Here is a 17,833-nt window from a genome sequence, read left to right on the forward strand (position 1 = left end):
TATCGTGCCGAACCACCGTCACTGCCTGCCACACCGCCGCTTATCGCCGCCCGCGCTGCAAAAACGCCACGACGATAATCACCGCCCCCTGCACCGCCGCGTTCAGGTACACGCTGATGATGCTGGTGAGATTCAGAATGTTTGCGATCACCGACAGCAGGATCGCCCCGATCACCGTGCCGATCACACGTCCCTCGCCGCCTTTAAGCGCGGTACCGCCGACCACCACTGCCGCGATCGCCTCCAGTTCCCACAAGATCCCGGTCGTCGGCGTAGCCGAACCAAGGCGTGGCACGTAGAGCACCGTCGCAACGCCCACGCAGATGCCAAGCAGTACGTAGGTAATGATCTTGACGGTATCGACGCGAATCGCGGCATAGCGCGCGACCTGTTCGTTCGAGCCAATCGCCTGCACATGCCGGCCGAATGCCGTGCGGTTCAGGATCAGCGTGCCGCCCGCCGCCACCACGAGAAACACCCAGATGGGAACGGGCACGCCGAGCAGACTCGCGTAATACACGGGACTGTAGAGATCGGTCAGCGAATTGTTGAGCGTGAGCGCACCGCCGTCGGCAAGCCAGGTGAGCACTGCGCGAAAAATACCAAGCGTGCCCAGCGTGACGATGAATGGCTCGATACGCCCCTTGGTAATCAACAGGCCATGCGCCCAGCCGAACAATCCACCCAACACGAACGCCAGCACAATGCCGATCGCGATGATCATGAGCGGCGCGAACGTATGCCCGCCGACACCCGCCGACAGGCCATTCATCAGCCAGATCATGCTGCCGGCGATCAATGCGGCCATCGACCCCACCGACAGATCGATGCCGCCGGAGATGATCACGAAGGTCTCGCCGACCGCGATGATGCCGATGAACGACGTACGCGTAAGCACGTTCATCAGGTTGTCGACGGTGGCGAAATCGTGATTGAGCAAGGTGCCGGTGACGCACAGCACGATGAGACCGACGAGCGGTCCCAGCCCGTACAGATGATGCGCGAGACGCATGGCTCGGCCGGATTGTGCGGCTTCAGTGGGTGCCGGTCGCATGAGCGATCAACTCCTCTTCGGTCAGGTGGTCGAGATCGAGCGTGGCCTGTAGCCGGCCCGTGCGCATCACGGCGACGCGATGGCACAGGCCGATCAGCTCGATCAGTTCGGATGAAATGACGATCACCGCGCGCCCTTGCGACGCAAGCCGGTGAATCAGGAAATAGATGTCGCGCTTCGAGCCGACATCGACGCCGCGGGTCGGCTCGTCGAGCACCACTACGTTCGGGTTCGGCTGCAGGTACTTGGCAAGTGCGAGCTTCTGCTGGTTGCCGCCCGATAGCATGCGGGCGCGGCTCGACAGATCGCCAGTGCGAATACCGAAGTCGCTCACCGCCCGCTTGAGGGCTGCCCGCCCCGCTTTCAGATCGAGCAGCGGATGCGTGTATTGCTCGAGCGTCATCAGGGTGAGGTTGTCCTGCAGGTTCAGATTGACGTGCAGCGCCTTGCCTTTGCGGTCTTCGCTCAGGTAGGTGAGCCCGTTACGCATCGCATCGAGCGGCTTTTTGATCTGCACGGCGTGGCCGCCAATCTCGATGCGCCCAGCAAGGCGGCGGCGCAGGCCGAGGATCGCCTCGAAGGCCTCCGTACGACCCGCGCCGACGAGGCCCGCAAAACCGAGCACCTCGCCCGCGCGAACCTCGAAGCTCAGGTCTTCGACCCAATCGGGTACGACAAGGCCTTCGACTTTCAGGGCGATTGCAGCGTCTGCAGAGACCGGCACTTTGTCCGGAAACATATCGGAGAGGTCGCGCCCAACCATCAGGTTGGCCATCTGTTGCCGTGCGAGTCCTGCGGTTTCCCCGCGTGCAACGAAACGACCGTCGCGCATCACGATCACCTCGTCGGTGATGTGCTCGACTTCGTCGAGCTTGTGCGAGATGTAGATGATGGTGACGCCATCAGCCTTCAGCTTCGTCATCAGCGCAAACAGGCGTTCGGTTTCGGATGGCGTCAGCGTGGCGGTCGGCTCATCCATGATCAACAGGCGCGCCTTGCGTGACAGCGCCTTGGCAATCTCCACCATCTGCTTTTCGGCGACGATCAGATCGCGCACCTTGGTGTCCGGCGACTTTTTCAAGCCGACTTGCGCGAGATGTCGCACTGCCTCCGCGCGCATCGCGGCGTCGTCAAGCAGCCAGCCGCGGCGCTTTTCGTGGCCCAGATACATGTTCTGCGCGATCGTCAGATGCTCCGCCAGGTTGAACTCCTGGTGAATCAGCACGATGCCGGCGGCTTCCGCCTCGCGCGAGCTGGCAAACTGCTGCGCCGCGCCGTCGATCAGCAAGGTGCCCGTGGTGGCCGCCTCATACCCGGCGAGGATTTTCATCAGCGTCGATTTGCCCGCACCGTTCTCGCCAAGCAGCCCGTAGATGCGGCCAGGCGTCAGCTCGAAACTCACTCCATGCAGCACGCGCACCGGGCCGAAGTCTTTGCGGATGTCGTCGAAACGTACGGCGAGGCTCATGGCTCAGGCACTCCCGCGAATCACGAGCCGGTGCGGCAACAGCACACCGGGCACGCTTGCGAGGGGATTCGCCAGACGCTGCAGCAACAGGCGCGCAGCGGTTTCGCCGAGCTCGCGCATCGGCTGGGCGATCGTAGTCAGCGGCGGGTCGATCTGTGCGGCGAGCGAGATATCGTCGAAACCGATCACGGCGACGTCGTCCGGCACACGTTTGCCGACGCTGCGCAGACCGTGAATCACGCCGATCGCGAGCGTGTCCGACACCGCGAAGATCGCGCTTGGCGCGTCGCGTTGCGCCATCAGCATCGCTGCGGCGGACGCGCCCGCTTCGTAGTCGAGGCTGTTCAGATTCATGCGCCAACGTTCGTCCGGCGTGATGCCGGCGTCGCGCAATGCGTCGAGGTAGCCTTGCTGGCGCTGCCGCGCGTAAAGGTAAGCGACGTCGGAGTTGATCAGGCCGATCCGCCGATGCCCCTGCGCCAGCAGATGCCGCACGGCGTCGCCGGCAGCGCGGTAGTTGTCGATGCCGACATACGGCACGCCGACCGCCGGATCGAACTCGCAGCACGCGACCCACGGCAACGCGCCGGACTCTTCGGCGAGCGCCTGCTGCACCGTGGCCGGATCCAGGCAGATCGCGCCGTCGGCACGACGCCGCCGCAACAGGTCGAAGTAGCTGCGCTCGCGACCCGGGTCGGCGCCCGTGTCGCATAGCAGCATGAAATAGCCGTGCTGACGCGCGACGCTGTCGATGCCGCGCACGATCTCCGCATAAAACGGATTGCCGACGTCCGGCACCATGGTCAGCAGCAGCCGGCTCTCGGCGGTGCGCAGATTGCGGGCGAGCTCGTTGACGCGGTAGCCGCTCGCGTCCACTGCTGCCAGCACCTTGTCGCGCGTGGCGGGACGCACGTTGGCATGGCCGTTCAATACCCGCGAAACCGTCGCCACCGACACCCCGGCCTGCTCGGCAACGCCCGCAATGGAGATGCCCTCGGACGAGGGAGGTGCGGTTCGGGGCGCGTTGGTCTCTGATTGCGGCAGTCGGGACACAGTTTTTTGTCGCAAAAATGTAATCGATTACATTTTTGGGCGATGGAGCAAGGAATCGCAAGGCCTGTCTCGTAGGGATTAACACGGGCCGGGTTGGCACCAGGTTGCTATCGGATCGCCGTGCGGCCTGCTGTCCGGGAAACGGGTTTCGCCCCTGGTTTGGTACAATTCCGCAGTTGTCCCGAACCCCCACAGGTCGCACCTAAACCGAACCGCCGAACCCACCATGAATATCGAACAAGCGCGTTTCAACATGATCGAACAGCAGATCCGCCCCTGGGAAGTGCTCGACCAGGACGTGCTGAATCTGCTCTCGATCGTCAAGCGTGAGAATTTCGTCCCCACGGTCTATCGCGAACTGGCCTTCGTCGACTTCGAAGTGCCGTTGCCGGCTGGGCAGCACATGCTGGCGCCGCGCGTCGAAGCGCGCGTGCTGCAGGAACTGGCCGTGAAGAAGCACGAAAGCGTGCTGGAAATCGGTGCTGGCTCGGGTTATATGGCGGCGCTGCTCGCCCACCGCGCACAGCACGTGCTGACCGTGGATATCGAACCGGAAATCGCTGAACTGGCCAAGGCCAACCTGGCCGCCAATGGTGTCCTGAATGCCGAAGTCGCGACCGCCGACGCCGCGCGCGGCTGGCCCGCAGCGGCACCGTACGATGTGATCTGCGTGTCGGGCGGCCTGCCGGTCCTGCCGCAGGAGATCCTCGAGCATCTGAAGATTGGCGGCCGTCTGGCAGCGTTCGTCGGCACCGCGCCGGTCATGAAGGCACAGATCATCACGCGCATCGACGAAAAGCAATATCGCATTGCCGACGTGTTCGAAACGTATGTCGAGCCGCTGATCAACGCCGTGCAGCCGCCGCGTTTCAAGTTCTAAGGGTGTACCGCTGATGCAAAACCTGACCGCTCCCGCTCTGGCCGAATGGCTTGCCGATCAATCGCGTCCCGCGCCCGTGCTGCTCGACGTGCGCGAGCCGTGGGAAATCCAGACAGCGTCGATCGCCGGCGCCGTGTCGATCCCGATGCGTGAGATTCCCGCGCGCAGCGAAGAACTCGATGACGACGCGCAGATTGTCTGCGTGTGCCACCACGGCGCACGTAGCGCGCAGGTCGCGATGTTTCTCGAATCGCGCGGGCATAAAAACGTGTTCAATCTGCAAGGCGGGATTGACGCGTGGTCGAGACAGGTTGATCCGGCCGTGCCCACTTATTGAAATTGAAGAGTACGAAGCCAGCGTATCTATGAGCCACCCATGCGGTGGCTTTTTTTCGTCCATTTCGCGTGTCGCTATCCCGTACCGATACTTCACGTCACAGATTAGGAAGTTTCCAGCGGCTCGATCTGCTCGTTGAAGGCAACATGCTCCGACTCAATTTCCGGAGCAGTCTGATGAGATTCGTGAAGATCGCGCTGGCCGCAGCAACGCTGTTGCCGCTCACCGCCCACGCCGTGCTCGGGGGCGCCCCCGCAGCGGGGTCATCCGCTCCCGTGTCGCTGCATGCCACCCGGCAGGCTGCATCGTCCGCTGCATCCACAGCGTCCGCTTTATCTGCTTCCGTAGCGACGCCCGCCTACTCCACCTCAGCCTATTCCGTGTACGAGTCGCGCGATGCCGACGGCATCACCGTGCGCGAGTATGTGCTGCCGAGCAACGTCGTCTTCGCGCTCACGTGGCAAGGCCCGGTGCGACCCGACATGAAAGCGCTGCTCGGCAACTACTTCCCCAACTTCGTCTCCGCGGGCGAAGAACGTTTGCGCGGCACAGGCGCGCTGATCCAGCACAACGGCGAGCTTCAGATCGAGTCGGCGGGACGCCCAGGACATTTCTTCGGCACCGCCTACCTCCCCCGCCTCATGCCCGCCGATCTCCGCGCAAACAACCTGCAGTAACGCGCCGCCGCCTTCCCGGAACACCATCAAAATGAAGACCTTCAGCCACACCCTCGGCGTCGCGCTACTGAGCGCCAGCGTCGTCCTCTCCGCATGCGGCGGAGGCTCCGGAGAGAGCAGCACGAACAGCGGCATCAACTGGCCGGCCTCGGCAAGCTGGCCGGTGACGCCCACGCCGCCGTCTCCGCCCGTCGACACCAGCAACTCGGTGCCGATCGTCGTGGATACCTCGATGGACGCCGTCAACCAGCCCTCCGTCACGGTCACGCTGTGCCCGGCCGGTGCCCCCAACAACAGTCAGTGCGTGACGGTGACGAATATGCTCGTCGATACCGGCTCGGTCGGCGTGCGGGTTGCCAGCAGCGCGTTGAGTCCTGCGCTGAACGCCCAGTTGCTGACGCAGGTCGGCGCCACCGACGACAAGGTCGGCTCGGCGCCAATCGTTCAATGCGCGCTGTTCGCGTCCGGCTTCACATGGGGGCCCATCAAGCGCGCCGATGTCATCCTGGGCAACAAGAAGGCGAGCAACATCCCCATCCAGGTGATCGGCGACGGCGGATACACCGCGCCCGATGACTGCACCTCCCGTGGCGGCCCAGACCTCGGCCCGCTCCTCGGCGCCAACGGCAACCGTGCCTTCAATGGAATCGTGGGCATCGGCCATTTCGTGCGTGACAGTTCGCTCGCGGCAAAGTCGGTGATTCCGGCGGGCTACTACTATTGCCCGACCACGGACTCATGCACCGGCACGCGCGTACCGCTCACCAGGCAGGTCATGAACCCGGTTGCAGGTTTGGCTACCAATAACAACGGCACCGTCATTCGCCTGCCCGCGTTGCCCGCGGGAGGACAGGTCCGGGTGACGGGACAGTTGATATTCGGTGTCGGCACGCAGGCGAACAACGCGCTGCCGGCCAACGCGAACATCTTGCAGGTGGATGGCAACGGCCTTTTTACGACCCAGTATCAAGGCCGCGCGATCATCAACAGCGCGATTGACAGCGGCACCAACGGCTACGCTTTCTCGGACACCACGATCCCGACCACGGGCGAGTGGTACACGCCACCGAGCGACCAGACGCTGTCGGCAACCATGGCGTCCACTAACGGGACCGGCAACCCTGTCATGGTGCAGTTCTCGATCGGCAACGCGACCAACATGATGGGAAGCGGCTACGCTGCCTATGACAATCTCGGCATGTACCTGGCCAGCCTGCCGGTCTACGACGTCTCCACCAACAACATGTTGTCCGAAGAGGGCTTCCTCTGGGGCCTGCCATTCTTCTACGGCCGAACCGTCTATACCGTGCTCGAAAACGCCAGGGTAGGGACGCAAGCGGGGCCATTCGTAGCGTTCTAGGTTCCAGACGCACTGCGTCATTCGCTCATGGCAGGAGGCTGGCACCGCAAGGTGGCCAGCCTTTTTTATTTGCGAGCGGTGCGCCGCCCTCATGCACAAAGGCGCGGCGGCGATGCACCTTGGCCGCCCGCTGGCGGCCAGGCACGCTTCGTTGCAGCGCGACGCGCACCGCAACGAGGCGAGACATCAACGCATGCACCACATTTGCGCCCATCCGGCATACCGGCCGCCGATCGACCGGGACAGTGCCTACCGCACCGCAGCGCCCCGTGCGCGCCGCACAGGTCATTCTTACCACTTGGCACGTGCCTTGCAGTAGTTGTCTGGCAAGCCATGCCGGACAGCCTCGATGGCTGGAATCGACGCCCATAAAACATTCATTCAACCAAAGGCAAGGGGTAGCAAATGAAACGTCGCAATCTGTTAAAGCTCGGGTCAATGTCTGGCGCATTGGCACTCGCAGGCCAGAGTCCGTTTGCTAACGCGCAGTCCGACAGCGGGCCGATCAAGGTCGGCATCTTGCACTCCTTGTCGGGCACGATGGCGATCTCGGAAACGTCTCTGAAAGACACCGCGTTGATGACCATTTCAGATATCAACAAAAACGGTGGCGTGATGGGCCGGCAGATCGAGCCGGTAGTCGTGGACCCGGCGTCGAACTGGCCGCTGTTCGCCGAGAAGGCACGCCAGCTCATCACCCAGGACAAGTGCGCGGTGGTGTTCGGCTGCTGGACCTCGGTGTCGCGCAAGTCGGTGCTGCCGGTGTTCGAGGAACTCAACGGCCTGCTGTTCTACCCCGTGCAGTACGAAGGCGAAGAAATGTCGCGCAACGTGTTCTACACGGGTGCCGCACCGAACCAGCAGGCGATACCTGCTACCGAATACCTGATGAGCGCCGAAGGCGGCGGGGCCAAACGTTTCTTCCTGCTCGGTACCGACTATGTATATCCACGCACGACCAACAAGATCCTGCGCGCGTTCCTGCAATCGAAAGGAGTCCAGGACGCCGATATTCAGGAGGTCTACACACCGTTCGGCCATAGCGACTATCAGACCATCGTCGCCAACATCAAGACTTTCTCGCAGGGCGGCAAGACCGCGGTGATCTCGACCGTCAACGGCGACTCGAATGTGCCGTTCTACAAGGAACTGGGCAACCAGGGCCTGAAAGCGACGGACGTACCGGTGGTGGCGTTCTCGGTAGGCGAAGAAGAACTGCGCGGTATCGACACGAAGCCGCTGGTGGGCAACCTCGCTGCCTGGAACTACTTCATGTCGCTGCGCGATCCCGAGAACACCAAGTTCAAGGCGATGTTCGCCAAATGGGTCAAGGACAACAACCTGCCGGGCGGCGACAAGCGCGTCACGAACGACCCGATGGAAGCGACCTTCGTCGGTATCCATATGTGGAAGCAGGCGGTCGAAAAAGCCAAGAGCACCGATGTCGACAAGGTACGCGTGGCGATGATCGGACAGACCTTCAATGCACCGTCCGGCTTCGTGCTCACGATGGACGGCAACCACCACCTGCACAAGCCGGTGATGATCGGCGAAGTACGTGCCGACGGTCAGTTCAACGTGGTGTGGCGCACCAAAACGGCGATTCGTGCGCAGCCGTGGAGTCCGTTTATCGCCGGCAACGCGGGCAAGCCGGATGTCGTCAGTTCGATCCCGGCATTCCTGCGCCGCTCGCGGGTTGCGTGATGTAACGGAGGGCGCGTGCAACTCGCGCCCGCCTGATCCAATTGCACTATCAAAGGGCATCATGGCGTTTTCCATTCTGAGGCTCACACGGCGCGGTATCGGCAAGCTCGGCATCGCGCTCATCATCATTGCTCCGCTCACAGCTTTCGCGCTGGCCCCAGCCGATATCGCCCCGCTCGCCGGCGACGACTTCGATGCCAAGTCCGCGGCCATCGACAAACTGATCGCCGCTCACGACGCGCCTTCCCAGGCACTGCTGAAAGCCCTGTCCGAAGACAACGCGCTCACGACCGACTCCGGTGAAGTGCTGATCCAGGACGGTGACGCGACCAAAGATGCGATCACTGGCAAGACGGTCACGGCAACCGACGCACAACCGGTAACGCTGAATAACCTGCTGCGCTCGAAAGTCTCAGGCGCGCTGTCCGGCTCGCAACTCGACTCACCCGATCTGGAAACGCGCCGCACGGCCATCAACGCGCTGCTGCAAAACCCCGATCCTTCGATGAAGCCGCTGATCGACGCGCAGCGCGCGAAGGAAACCGATCCGGATCTGAAGAAGAAACTCGACACACTGTGGGCGATGACGGCGCTGCACAACAGCGATCCGGCCACGCGCCTCGAAGCGGTGCAACTCGTGGCAGCGCGTCACGATCTGGACATGAACGAACTGTTGCGGCCGCTCGTCGCGAAGAAGCCGGACGGTACATTTGCAGAGAGCGACGACCGCGTGCGCGCCGCCGCGCAGGCCGGCATCGACGAGCTCGATGCGATCCAGCGCCGCAGCGCAATCGCCGGCACATTGTTCGCGGGCCTGTCGCTCGGCAGCGTGCTGCTGCTTGCGGCGCTCGGGCTTGCTATCACATACGGGCTGATCGGCGTCATCAACATGGCGCACGGTGAGTTCCTGATGATCGGCGCGTATGCAACCTACGTCGTGCAGAACCTGTTCCAGCGCTACGCGCCGGGTGCCTTCGACTGGTATCCGCTGCTCGCCGTGCCCGCCTCGTTCGTCGCCGCAGCGGTGGTAGGCATGGTGCTCGAGCGGCTTGTTCTGAAGCACCTGTATGGCCGCCCGCTTGAAACACTGCTGACCACGTTTGGCGTCAGCCTGATCCTGATCCAGGCCACGCGGATGATCTTCGGCGCGCAGAACGTGCAGGTGAGCAACCCGGCATGGATGAGCGGCGGCGTCACAGTGCTGCCGAGCCTGATCCTGCCGTACAACCGGCTCGCCATCCTGGCGTTCTCGCTGATCGTGGTCGGCATCGCCTGGGCGGTGCTGACGAAGACGCGTCTTGGCCTCTTCGTACGGGCCGTCACACAGAATCGCCGCATGGCGGCGTGCGTGGGCGTGAAGACCGCACGGGTCGACTCATACGCATTTGCCTTCGGTGCGGGCATTGCAGGACTGGGCGGCTGCGCGCTGTCGCAGATCGGCAATGTCGGACCGGATCTGGGCCAGAGCTACATCATCGATTCATTCATGGCGGTGGTGCTGGGCGGTGTCGGGCAGCTCGCCGGTACGGTGATCGGCGGCTTCGGGCTCGGCCTCATCAGCAAGGCGATCGAACCGTTCTGGGGCGCCGTGCTCGCCAAAATTGCGGTGCTCGTCCTGATCGTGCTGTTCATCCAGAAGCGGCCGCAGGGCATGTTCGCCCTTAAGGGCCGCAGCGCGGAGGCATGAGATGACATCTGCAACCTCCCCTGCTTCGGTCACGCCCCCCGGCACCGCGCCGGGCACCGGGCGCTCCACGCAAAGCGGCTTTGCGCTCGGCCTGCCGCCGCGTCCGGCGCTGCTTACGCGGCCTGCGTGGATCGCGCTGATTGCGCTGATCATCGCGATCGGTCTTGGCGTGCCGCTCTCGGCGCTGGTACTGCCCGAAACGAGCGCTTTCCACCTGTCCGCGTACATGATGACGCTGATGGGCAAGTTCATGTGCTACGCGATCGGCGCACTGGCGCTGGATCTCGTGTGGGGATACTGCGGCATCCTAAGCTTGGGCCACGCCCTGTTCTTTGCGCTGGGCGGCTACGCGATCGGCATGTACCTGATGCGCTCGATCGGCCATCAGGGTGTCTATCAGAGCGATCTGCCCGACTTCATGGTGTTCCTTAACTGGCACGCGCTGCCGTGGTACTGGGAGGGCACGCAGCATCTCTGGTACGCGCTGCTGCTGGTAGTACTGGTGCCAGCCGTGATTGCGTGGGTGTTTGGCTTCTTCACGTTCCGCTCGCGGGTGAAGGGCGTGTATCTCTCGATCATCACGCAGGCCATGACATTTGCTGCGATGCTGCTGTTTTACCGCAACGAGACCGGCTTTGGCGGCAACAACGGCTTCACGGATTTCAAGCGGATCGGCAACTTTCCTATCACCCATCCGGGCACGCGCACAGCGCTCTTCCTGATCACATTTGCCGTGCTGGTGCTGGCGTTTCTGGGTGCGCGAGCGATTGTGACCTCGAAACTCGGACGCGTCGTGACCGGCGTGCGCGATGGCGAGACACGACTGATGTTCCTTGGCTACAGCCCACTTGGCTACAAGCTGTTTATCTGGACCGTCTCGGCGATCCTGTGCGGGATTGCAGGGGCGCTGTACGTACCGCAGGTGGGGATTATCAATCCGGGTGAGATGTCGCCGGGCAACTCGATCGAGATGGCGATCTGGGTGGCGGTGGGTGGACGCGGCACGTTGATCGGACCGATCATCGGCGCGTTTGCGGTGAATGGAGCGAAGAGCTTTTTTACGGCGAACTTCCCTGAATACTGGCTGTTCTTTCTGGGCCTGATTTTCGTGCTGGTGCCGCTGCTGCTGCCGCACGGGATCATGGGACTGATCGACATGGCGATGCACCGGAGGAAGCGCTCATGAACGAAAACCCGATGGTGCCGGACCTGGCATTGCCGGAGGAGCCGGCCGAGCACTCGCTGAGCGGCGTGGCGGATTTCGGGCGGGTGGTGACACCGGGCGAGATCGATGTATCGCACGGGACGATTCTCTATCTTGAGGACGTGACGGTCAGCTTCGACGGCTTCAGGGCGCTGAATGCGTTGACGCTATCGATTGATGTCGGCGAATTGCGCTGCATCATTGGACCGAACGGCGCCGGCAAGACGACGATGATGGACGTGATTACTGGAAAGACTGAGCCCGATTCCGGCAAGGTGTTTTTGGGGCAAACGATCGACCTGACGCGAATGAATGAGCCTTCGATTGCCCGCGCGGGAATTGGACGCAAGTTTCAGAAGCCGACGGTGTTTGAGCAGCATCCGGTGTGGGAGAACCTTGAACTGGCGATGAAGGCTGACAAGGGGTGGTGGGCTTCGTTGCGAGCACGGCTTGACCGGAATGCGCAGGCGCGAATCGAGGAAACGCTGGAACTCATTCATCTGGAGAGTGAAGCTCGCAGGCTCGCTGGGGAGCTTTCGCATGGGCAGAAGCAGCGGCTCGAGATTGGGATGTTGCTTATGCAGCAACCGGCGCTACTTCTGCTTGATGAGCCAGCGGCTGGGATGACTGATGACGAGACCATGCAGTTGGCTGAGCTTCTTAATCGTCTTCGTGGGACTTGTTCCATGATGGTGGTTGAGCATGATATGGAATTCGTGGCTGCTCTTTCTGGCGAGGCTGGGAAAGTGACTGTAATGGCTGAGGGGCGCGTTCTCGCCCATGGCACGCTTGATGAGGTCAAGAAGGATGAGACTGTGATCGAGTCTTATCTGGGGAGGTGAAGTTTGTCCACCGCGGGCCCCCGAAGCTAAGAAAGCACAGAAAGAGGAACGGAGCAAAATGCTAGAAGTAGAAAACCTGAACCAGTACTACGGCGGCAGCCACATCCTCCGAGATGTAAAGCTAACGGTGCCAGACGGCAAACTCACGGTACTACTGGGCCGCAACGGCGTGGGCAAAACCACGCTCCTGCGTTGCCTGATGGGCGTCGTCCCAACCCGCAGTGGCGCGATCGCCTGGCGCGGCACGCCACTCACCAAACTTCCAACCTACGCCCGTGTCGCGAATGGCCTCGCCTACGTCCCTCAGGGACGCGATATCTTCCCGCGCCTGACCGTCGAAGAAAACCTGATGGTAGGCGCCGCCAGCAAACAGGCACCGTCGAAAATCCCCGATCGCATCTACGAACTGTTTCCCGTCCTCAAAGATATGCGCAGCCGCCGCGGTGGCGACCTGTCCGGTGGTCAGCAGCAACAACTCGCTATCGGCCGCGCCCTCATGAGCGAGCCGCAACTGCTCATCCTCGATGAACCCACCGAAGGCATCCAACCGTCGATCATCCAGGACATCGGCCGCACCCTGCGTCAACTCGTCGAGGAAATGGGCCTTACCGTGCTGCTCGTCGAGCAGTACTACGACTTCGCCAAAGCCATCGCCGATCGATACTGGGTCATGAGCCGCGGTGAAATCGTCGCCGGCGGTGAAGGCGCCGACATGGACGCCAACGGTGTGCGCGAACTCATCGCAGTCTGAATGTTGACGGGCCACCGGGACTGGAACGCCTCATCTGCCAGCGTACGCGAGCTATCTCCGAGTGACGGCCAAAGACATGCAGAAGCACAGGCGTCCCGTGCGGCGAACGGCCCATGCTATCCTCGCCGCATCCATCCGGCGCGCTCATGTCGCTGCGAACCGGGTCACGTAGATCGCTCAGATCGTGCGTTGCCTGGCGTCGACGAGCAGCCGCCGGGCAGTCGCCACGCAAAGTCCAACTACATCGACCCGCATGTCGCTTCACGAAAACCATGCCACGCTCGCCTCGGCGGATTCCGCCGCGCACACCCAGTGGCAAGCTCGCCTCGAACTCGGCTTCGCCAGACACGCTGAACGCACGACGCTCGTCCATCGCCTGCACGATGGTCCGTTACGCGTCCAACGCCCCCTCTATCCCGAAGGCCACGCGATCTGCCACGCGGTGATCGTGCATCCTCCGGGCGGTGTCGCCGGTGGCGATCAGCTTCACATCGACGTAGCGCTTGGGGCGAGCACACATGCAGTGCTCACGACTCCCGGCGCCACCAAGTGGTACAAGTCCAACGATCGCGCGGCGCGGCAGCAGATTGATGTGCGCGTGGGCGCGAACGCCAGACTCGACTGGCTGCCGCAGAACAACATCGTCTTCGATCACGCCAACGCGACCCTCGACTTCACGCTGTCGATGGCCGAAGGCGCCACCGCGCTCGGCTGGGACGCCACGCAACTCGGCCGCCAGGCCGCCGGCGAACGATGGTCGGCGGGCACGCTACGCGCGGTCTCGCGCATCGTCGGCCCAGACGGCCAATTGCTGTGGCTTGAGCGCGCCAATCTCGCCGCCACCGATCCGCTGCGCGATGCCCCTCAAGGCCTCGCGGGATTCCCCGCCTACGGCACGTTGTGGGCCGTAGGGCCCGCTTGCGACGACACGCTCGCCGAACAGCTAACCGGGCAACTCCCGTTCACCGACACGCTACGCGCTGCCGCCTCGTGCGTAACTCCAGGCGTGGTACTTGTACGGGCCGTGGCGCGGTCAATGGAATCGCTGCAACGCGCGCTAACGCAATGCTGGCTACAGCTGCGCCCGATCGTTCACGGCGTCGAAGCGGTACCGCTGCGGATCTGGACGACCTGAGAGAGCGAAACAAACCAAACGTGCGCTGGTGCAATGCTGGCCGGATCTGCGCCGAATTAAACGCGGCGTAGATAAAGGAACAGTACGAGCCTGCACAACCTGAGCGGACCCGTTCAGGGGCGATGCAAGCAGACTAAAGCACACAGCATTAGCACCATCGCAGCGCATCGAAAAGCCCCACCAAGGTGCATCACCTGTAGAACCTCCCCGCCCATCCCCGCTGCACCGCATTGGCACACACCTTGCTCGCCAAACCCCTCACGATGCCCCCGCACCCGACGGAGGCCACCCGCTTTGCCCACCACCGCTGACCAACATGACCGAACTGTCTTCCCGCCAGTCACGCCGCACGTGGCTCGCCGCCCTGCTGCTCTCACCGATCCTTGCGTTGACAACGCCAGCAGCCCACGCTGACGCCCTCGACAACATCACCAAATCCGGTGTCCTAAAGGTCGCGGTCCCCGAGGACTATCCGCCGTTCGGCTCAGTCGGCCCCGACATGCAGCCGCAAGGCTATGACATCGACACAGCAGCCGTGCTCGCCAAGTCGATGAACGTCAAACTGCAACTCGTGCCGGTTAACAGCGCAAACCGTATCCCGTACCTTCAGACCGGCAAGGTCGACCTGGTGATCTCATCGCTCGGCAAGACGCCCGATCGCGAGAAGGTAATCGACTTCTCCACCGCCTACGCCCCTTACTACCAGGGCGTGTTCGGCCCCGCCGACATCAAGGTCAGCAGCCCCGCCGATCTCACCGGCATCACGGTCGGCGCGACGCGCGGCGCGCTCGAAGAAATCGCCCTCACGCAGATGGCGCCGAACGCCACCATCAAACGCTTCGAAGACAACAACGCCACCATCGCCGCCTTCCTGTCCGGCCAGGTGCAACTGATCGCTGCGGGCAATATCGTGGCCGCCGCGATCAATGCGAAGAATCCGCCGCGCCGTCCAGAACCTAAGTTCGTTATAAAGGATTCACCATGCTTCGTCGGCATGAATAAAAATGAAAGCCGGTTGCAGGAGAAGGTCAACGCCGCTATCGCCCAAGCCAAGGCCGACGGCACGTTCGACGCCATGTCGAAGAAGTGGTTCGGCGCGCCCTTGCCGAAGACGCTGTAATAAATCTGTTAGTTAGCCTTGATATCTTTGTAAGCTGATCTGGCGTTAAGCTTGTCGCGGTTTGTAGCGTACCCCTCAAGCGTTCGCGACAACGCGCGACCCCGATGGCATCCGACGCCTGTCCCGGCTGGGACGGGCGCAACCCAACCAGACATCCGATGAAGCTGACACCCCGCGAGAAGGACAAGCTGCTGATCTTCACGGCCGCGCTACTGGCCGAACGTCGCCGCGCACGCGGCCTCAAACTGAATTACCCGGAGGCGATCGCATTCATCTCGGCAGCGCTGATGGAAGCGGCTCGCGATGGCAAGACAGTCGCCGAAGTCATGCACTACGGCACCACGCTGCTCACGCGCGACGACGTGATGGAAGGCGTACCGGAGATGATTCCGGACATTCAGGTCGAAGCCACTTTCCCCGACGGCACGAAGCTCGTGACCGTCCACCATCCGATTCCCTGACCCGCCCCGGAGCCCCTGATGATTCCCGGCGAACTTCTCACCGACGACGGTGAGCACGAACTCAATGCGGGCCGCGCAACGGTCTCGGTCACGGTGTCGAACACCGGTGACCGTCCCGTGCAAATTGGTTCGCACTACCATTTTTATGAAGTGAATCCAGCGCTGTCGTTCGACCGCGAGGTGGCACGCGGCTTCCGTCTGAACATTGCAGCGGGTACCGCCGTGCGTTTCGAGCCCGGCCAGGAGCGCACGGTCGAGCTGGTCGAACTGGCGGGCAACCGCGTCGTCTACGGCTTCAACGGCAAGGTGATGGGACCGCTCTGACGCGTGGCATGAGCCCCGTCGTCGAACGTCACGAATACCCGCCCTGCCCTTTTCCGGACTTCACATCATGACATTACGTATTGGCCGCCGCGCGTACGCGGAAATGTTCGGCCCCACGACCGGCGATCGCGTGCGACTTGCCGACACCGAATTGCTGATCGAAATCGAGCGCGACTACACCACCTACGGCGAAGAAGTGAAATTCGGCGGCGGCAAGGTGATTCGCGACGGCATGGGCCAGTCGCAGCGCGTCGCGGCCGATGTCGTCGATACGGTCGTCACCAACGCGGTGATCCTCGATCACTGGGGCATCGTGAAGGCCGATATCGGCATCAAGAACGGCCGCATTGCAGCGATCGGCAAAGCGGGCAATCCCGACATCCAGCCGGGCGTGACGATTCCGATTGGTGCGGCCACCGAGGTGATCGCCGGCGAAGGCCTGATCGTAACGGCCGGCGGCATCGATACGCACATTCACTTCATCAGCCCGCAGCAGATCGATGAAGCGCTGGCGAGCGGTGTGACGACGATGATCGGCGGCGGCACCGGTCCGGCTACCGGCACCAATGCCACCACCTGTACGCCTGGACCGTGGCACCTCGAACGGATGTTGCAGGCCGCCGATGGCTATCCGATGAATCTCGGCTTTCTCGGCAAGGGCAACGTGAGCCTGCCGGAGCCAGCCACCGAGCAGATCGCCGCGGGCGCGATCGGCCTGAAGCTGCACGAGGACTGGGGCTCGACGCCCGCGGCCATCGACAACTGCCTGTCCGTTGCCGACGACACCGACACCCAGGTCGCGATCCACACCGATACACTGAACGAAGCAGGCTTCGTCGAGGCGACCGTGGCCGCCTTCAAGGGCCGCACGATCCACACGTATCACACCGAAGGCGCGGGCGGCGGCCACGCACCGGACATCATCAAGGTCTGCGGCGAGGCGAACGTGCTGCCGTCGTCGACCAATCCGACCCGCCCGTACACGGTCAATACGCTCGACGAGCACCTCGACATGCTGATGGTGTGCCACCACTTGGACCCGTCGATTGCAGAGGACATCGCGTTTGCCGAATCGCGGATTCGTCGCGAGACGATTGCCGCCGAGGACATCCTGCATGACCTCGGCGCGCTGTCGATGCTGTCCTCCGATTCGCAGGCCATGGGTCGCGTGGGCGAAGTGATCATCCGTACGTGGCAGACCGCGCACAAGATGAAGGTGCAACGCGGTGCGCTGCCGGAAGACAACGCTCGCGCCGACAACTTCCGCGCCAAACGCTATGTGGCGAAATACACGATCAATCCGGCTATCACGCATGGTATTGCGCACGAAGTCGGCTCCATAGAACCGGGCAAGTGGGCTGACCTTGTGTTCTGGGAACCGGCGTTTTTCGGCATCAAGCCGTCGCTGATTCTCAAGGGCGGCATGATCGCGATGGCGCAGATGGGCGATCCGAACGCGTCGATCCCGACGCCGCAGCCGGTGCACTACCGCGACATGTTCGCCACGCGCGGAGGCGCTTTGGCGCGTACCTCGCTGACCTTCGTGTCGCAGATGGGCGCGGATGCGGGTATCGCCGAGCGGTATGGTTTGACCAAGCGGATCGTGCCGGTGAAGAACTGCCGCAACATCAGCAAGGCCGACATGATTCACAACGCCTGGCGTCCGGCCATCAGCGTCGATCCGGAAACGTATCAGGTGATCGCGGACGGCCAGTTGCTGACCTGCGAACCGGCCACCGTGCTGCCGATGGCGCAACGTTACTTCCTGTTCTAATC

Annotated in this window: 17 protein-coding genes; 14 read left to right on the top strand and 3 right to left on the bottom strand. The window is 62.7% G+C overall.

All coding sequences use genetic code 11. The features are described from left to right. Window positions 1-40: 40 nt before the first annotated feature. The 3 genes from P3T24_RS28185 to P3T24_RS28195 are packed head-to-tail and all read right to left on the bottom strand — an operon-like array spanning window position 41 to window position 3,566. A complete protein-coding gene (locus P3T24_RS28185) occupies window positions 41-1,054 on the bottom strand; it encodes an ABC transporter permease (protein WP_122153914.1) in 1,014 nt (337 codons plus the stop codon). Then, a complete protein-coding gene (locus P3T24_RS28190; RefSeq protein ID WP_429439744.1) occupies window positions 1,035-2,522 on the bottom strand; it encodes a sugar ABC transporter ATP-binding protein in 1,488 nt (495 codons plus the stop codon). Before P3T24_RS28190 ends, P3T24_RS28185 begins: the two co-directional genes overlap by 20 nt. Before the next feature lie 3 nt (window positions 2,523-2,525). Further along, window positions 2,526-3,566 carry a LacI family DNA-binding transcriptional regulator gene (locus P3T24_RS28195; protein ID WP_429408855.1) on the bottom strand — a complete coding sequence of 347 codons (1,041 nt, stop codon included), beginning with the start codon at window positions 3,564-3,566 and terminating at the stop codon, window positions 2,526-2,528. A 235-nt stretch (window positions 3,567-3,801) separates the two neighbouring features. Here P3T24_RS28195 and P3T24_RS28200 point away from each other — a divergent pair, with 235 nt between their 5' ends. From P3T24_RS28200 to ureC, 14 genes are all read left to right on the top strand, one after another. Continuing rightward, complete coding sequence (locus P3T24_RS28200; RefSeq protein WP_429439746.1) at window positions 3,802-4,455, top strand: protein-L-isoaspartate O-methyltransferase family protein; 654 nt, start codon at window positions 3,802-3,804, stop codon at window positions 4,453-4,455. A 13-nt stretch (window positions 4,456-4,468) separates the two neighbouring features. Then, on the top strand, window positions 4,469-4,792 hold the full coding sequence (locus tag P3T24_RS28205) for a rhodanese-like domain-containing protein (protein WP_074265535.1): 324 nt from the start codon (window positions 4,469-4,471) through the stop codon (window positions 4,790-4,792). 176 nt (window positions 4,793-4,968) lie between these two features. Next, window positions 4,969-5,469, top strand: a complete 501-nt coding sequence (locus P3T24_RS28210; RefSeq protein ID WP_429439748.1) for a DUF2844 domain-containing protein — start codon at window positions 4,969-4,971, stop codon at window positions 5,467-5,469. Between the two features lie 31 nt (window positions 5,470-5,500). Next, window positions 5,501-6,829, top strand: a complete 1,329-nt coding sequence (locus P3T24_RS28215; RefSeq protein ID WP_429439751.1) for a DUF3443 family protein — start codon at window positions 5,501-5,503, stop codon at window positions 6,827-6,829. A gap of 405 nt (window positions 6,830-7,234) precedes the next feature. Beyond that, entirely contained in the window at window positions 7,235-8,533 is a 1,299-nt protein-coding gene (urtA, locus tag P3T24_RS28220; RefSeq protein ID WP_429439752.1) for an urea ABC transporter substrate-binding protein, read from the top strand. A 61-nt stretch (window positions 8,534-8,594) separates the two neighbouring features. Then, window positions 8,595-10,220 carry an urea ABC transporter permease subunit UrtB gene (urtB, locus tag P3T24_RS28225; protein WP_074265540.1) on the top strand — a complete coding sequence of 542 codons (1,626 nt, stop codon included), beginning with the start codon at window positions 8,595-8,597 and terminating at the stop codon, window positions 10,218-10,220. 1 nt (window position 10,221) lies between these two features. Then, the gene (urtC, locus tag P3T24_RS28230; protein WP_074265541.1) at window positions 10,222-11,406 is read left to right on the top strand and encodes an urea ABC transporter permease subunit UrtC; all 1,185 of its coding nucleotides are present in this window, start codon (window positions 10,222-10,224) and stop codon (window positions 11,404-11,406) included. Beyond that, window positions 11,403-12,266, top strand: a complete 864-nt coding sequence (gene urtD / locus P3T24_RS28235) for an urea ABC transporter ATP-binding protein UrtD (protein ID WP_074265542.1) — start codon at window positions 11,403-11,405, stop codon at window positions 12,264-12,266. Before urtC ends, urtD begins: the two co-directional genes overlap by 4 nt. 58 nt (window positions 12,267-12,324) lie before the next feature. Next, a complete protein-coding gene (gene urtE, locus P3T24_RS28240; protein WP_074265543.1) occupies window positions 12,325-13,017 on the top strand; it encodes an urea ABC transporter ATP-binding subunit UrtE in 693 nt (230 codons plus the stop codon). 253 nt (window positions 13,018-13,270) lie between these two features. Continuing rightward, the gene (locus P3T24_RS28245) at window positions 13,271-14,152 is read left to right on the top strand and encodes an urease accessory protein UreD (protein WP_074265544.1); all 882 of its coding nucleotides are present in this window, start codon (window positions 13,271-13,273) and stop codon (window positions 14,150-14,152) included. Window positions 14,153-14,468: 316 nt separating this feature from the next. Further along, a complete protein-coding gene (locus tag P3T24_RS28250; protein ID WP_074265545.1) occupies window positions 14,469-15,272 on the top strand; it encodes a transporter substrate-binding domain-containing protein in 804 nt (267 codons plus the stop codon). A 158-nt stretch (window positions 15,273-15,430) separates the two neighbouring features. Next, window positions 15,431-15,733, top strand: coding sequence for an urease subunit gamma (gene ureA / locus P3T24_RS28255; RefSeq protein ID WP_074266173.1), 303 nt, complete (start codon window positions 15,431-15,433; stop codon window positions 15,731-15,733). Between the two features lie 18 nt (window positions 15,734-15,751). Continuing rightward, complete coding sequence (locus tag P3T24_RS28260) at window positions 15,752-16,057, top strand: urease subunit beta (protein ID WP_074265546.1); 306 nt, start codon at window positions 15,752-15,754, stop codon at window positions 16,055-16,057. A 67-nt stretch (window positions 16,058-16,124) separates the two neighbouring features. Next, entirely contained in the window at window positions 16,125-17,831 is a 1,707-nt protein-coding gene (gene ureC, locus P3T24_RS28265) for an urease subunit alpha (RefSeq protein WP_074265547.1), read from the top strand. The last annotated feature ends 2 nt before the right edge of the window (window positions 17,832-17,833 follow it).

Source organism: Paraburkholderia sp. GAS33, from assembly GCF_050436645.1.
In the GTDB taxonomy this organism is placed as follows: Bacteria; Pseudomonadota; Gammaproteobacteria; order Burkholderiales; family Burkholderiaceae; genus Paraburkholderia; species Paraburkholderia phenazinium_B.

What these genes read in the sequence shown, in the direction of transcription:
- P3T24_RS28185 (WP_122153914.1), bottom strand. Translation starts at nt 1,054, where the DNA reads ATGCGACCGGCACCCACTGAAGCCGCACAATCCGGCCGAGCCATGCGT.
- P3T24_RS28190 (WP_429439744.1), bottom strand. Translation starts at nt 2,522, where the DNA reads ATGAGCCTCGCCGTACGTTTCGACGACATCCGCAAAGACTTCGGCCCG.
- P3T24_RS28200 (WP_429439746.1), top strand. Translation starts at nt 3,802, where the DNA reads ATGAATATCGAACAAGCGCGTTTCAACATGATCGAACAGCAGATCCGC.
- P3T24_RS28205 (WP_074265535.1), top strand. Translation starts at nt 4,469, where the DNA reads ATGCAAAACCTGACCGCTCCCGCTCTGGCCGAATGGCTTGCCGATCAA.
- P3T24_RS28210 (WP_429439748.1), top strand. Translation starts at nt 4,969, where the DNA reads ATGAGATTCGTGAAGATCGCGCTGGCCGCAGCAACGCTGTTGCCGCTC.
- P3T24_RS28215 (WP_429439751.1), top strand. Translation starts at nt 5,501, where the DNA reads ATGAAGACCTTCAGCCACACCCTCGGCGTCGCGCTACTGAGCGCCAGC.
- urtA (WP_429439752.1), top strand. Translation starts at nt 7,235, where the DNA reads ATGAAACGTCGCAATCTGTTAAAGCTCGGGTCAATGTCTGGCGCATTG.
- urtB (WP_074265540.1), top strand. Translation starts at nt 8,595, where the DNA reads ATGGCGTTTTCCATTCTGAGGCTCACACGGCGCGGTATCGGCAAGCTC.
- urtC (WP_074265541.1), top strand. Translation starts at nt 10,222, where the DNA reads ATGACATCTGCAACCTCCCCTGCTTCGGTCACGCCCCCCGGCACCGCG.
- urtD (WP_074265542.1), top strand. Translation starts at nt 11,403, where the DNA reads ATGAACGAAAACCCGATGGTGCCGGACCTGGCATTGCCGGAGGAGCCG.
- urtE (WP_074265543.1), top strand. Translation starts at nt 12,325, where the DNA reads ATGCTAGAAGTAGAAAACCTGAACCAGTACTACGGCGGCAGCCACATC.
- P3T24_RS28245 (WP_074265544.1), top strand. Translation starts at nt 13,271, where the DNA reads ATGTCGCTTCACGAAAACCATGCCACGCTCGCCTCGGCGGATTCCGCC.
- P3T24_RS28250 (WP_074265545.1), top strand. Translation starts at nt 14,469, where the DNA reads ATGACCGAACTGTCTTCCCGCCAGTCACGCCGCACGTGGCTCGCCGCC.
- ureA (WP_074266173.1), top strand. Translation starts at nt 15,431, where the DNA reads ATGAAGCTGACACCCCGCGAGAAGGACAAGCTGCTGATCTTCACGGCC.
- P3T24_RS28260 (WP_074265546.1), top strand. Translation starts at nt 15,752, where the DNA reads ATGATTCCCGGCGAACTTCTCACCGACGACGGTGAGCACGAACTCAAT.
- ureC (WP_074265547.1), top strand. Translation starts at nt 16,125, where the DNA reads ATGACATTACGTATTGGCCGCCGCGCGTACGCGGAAATGTTCGGCCCC.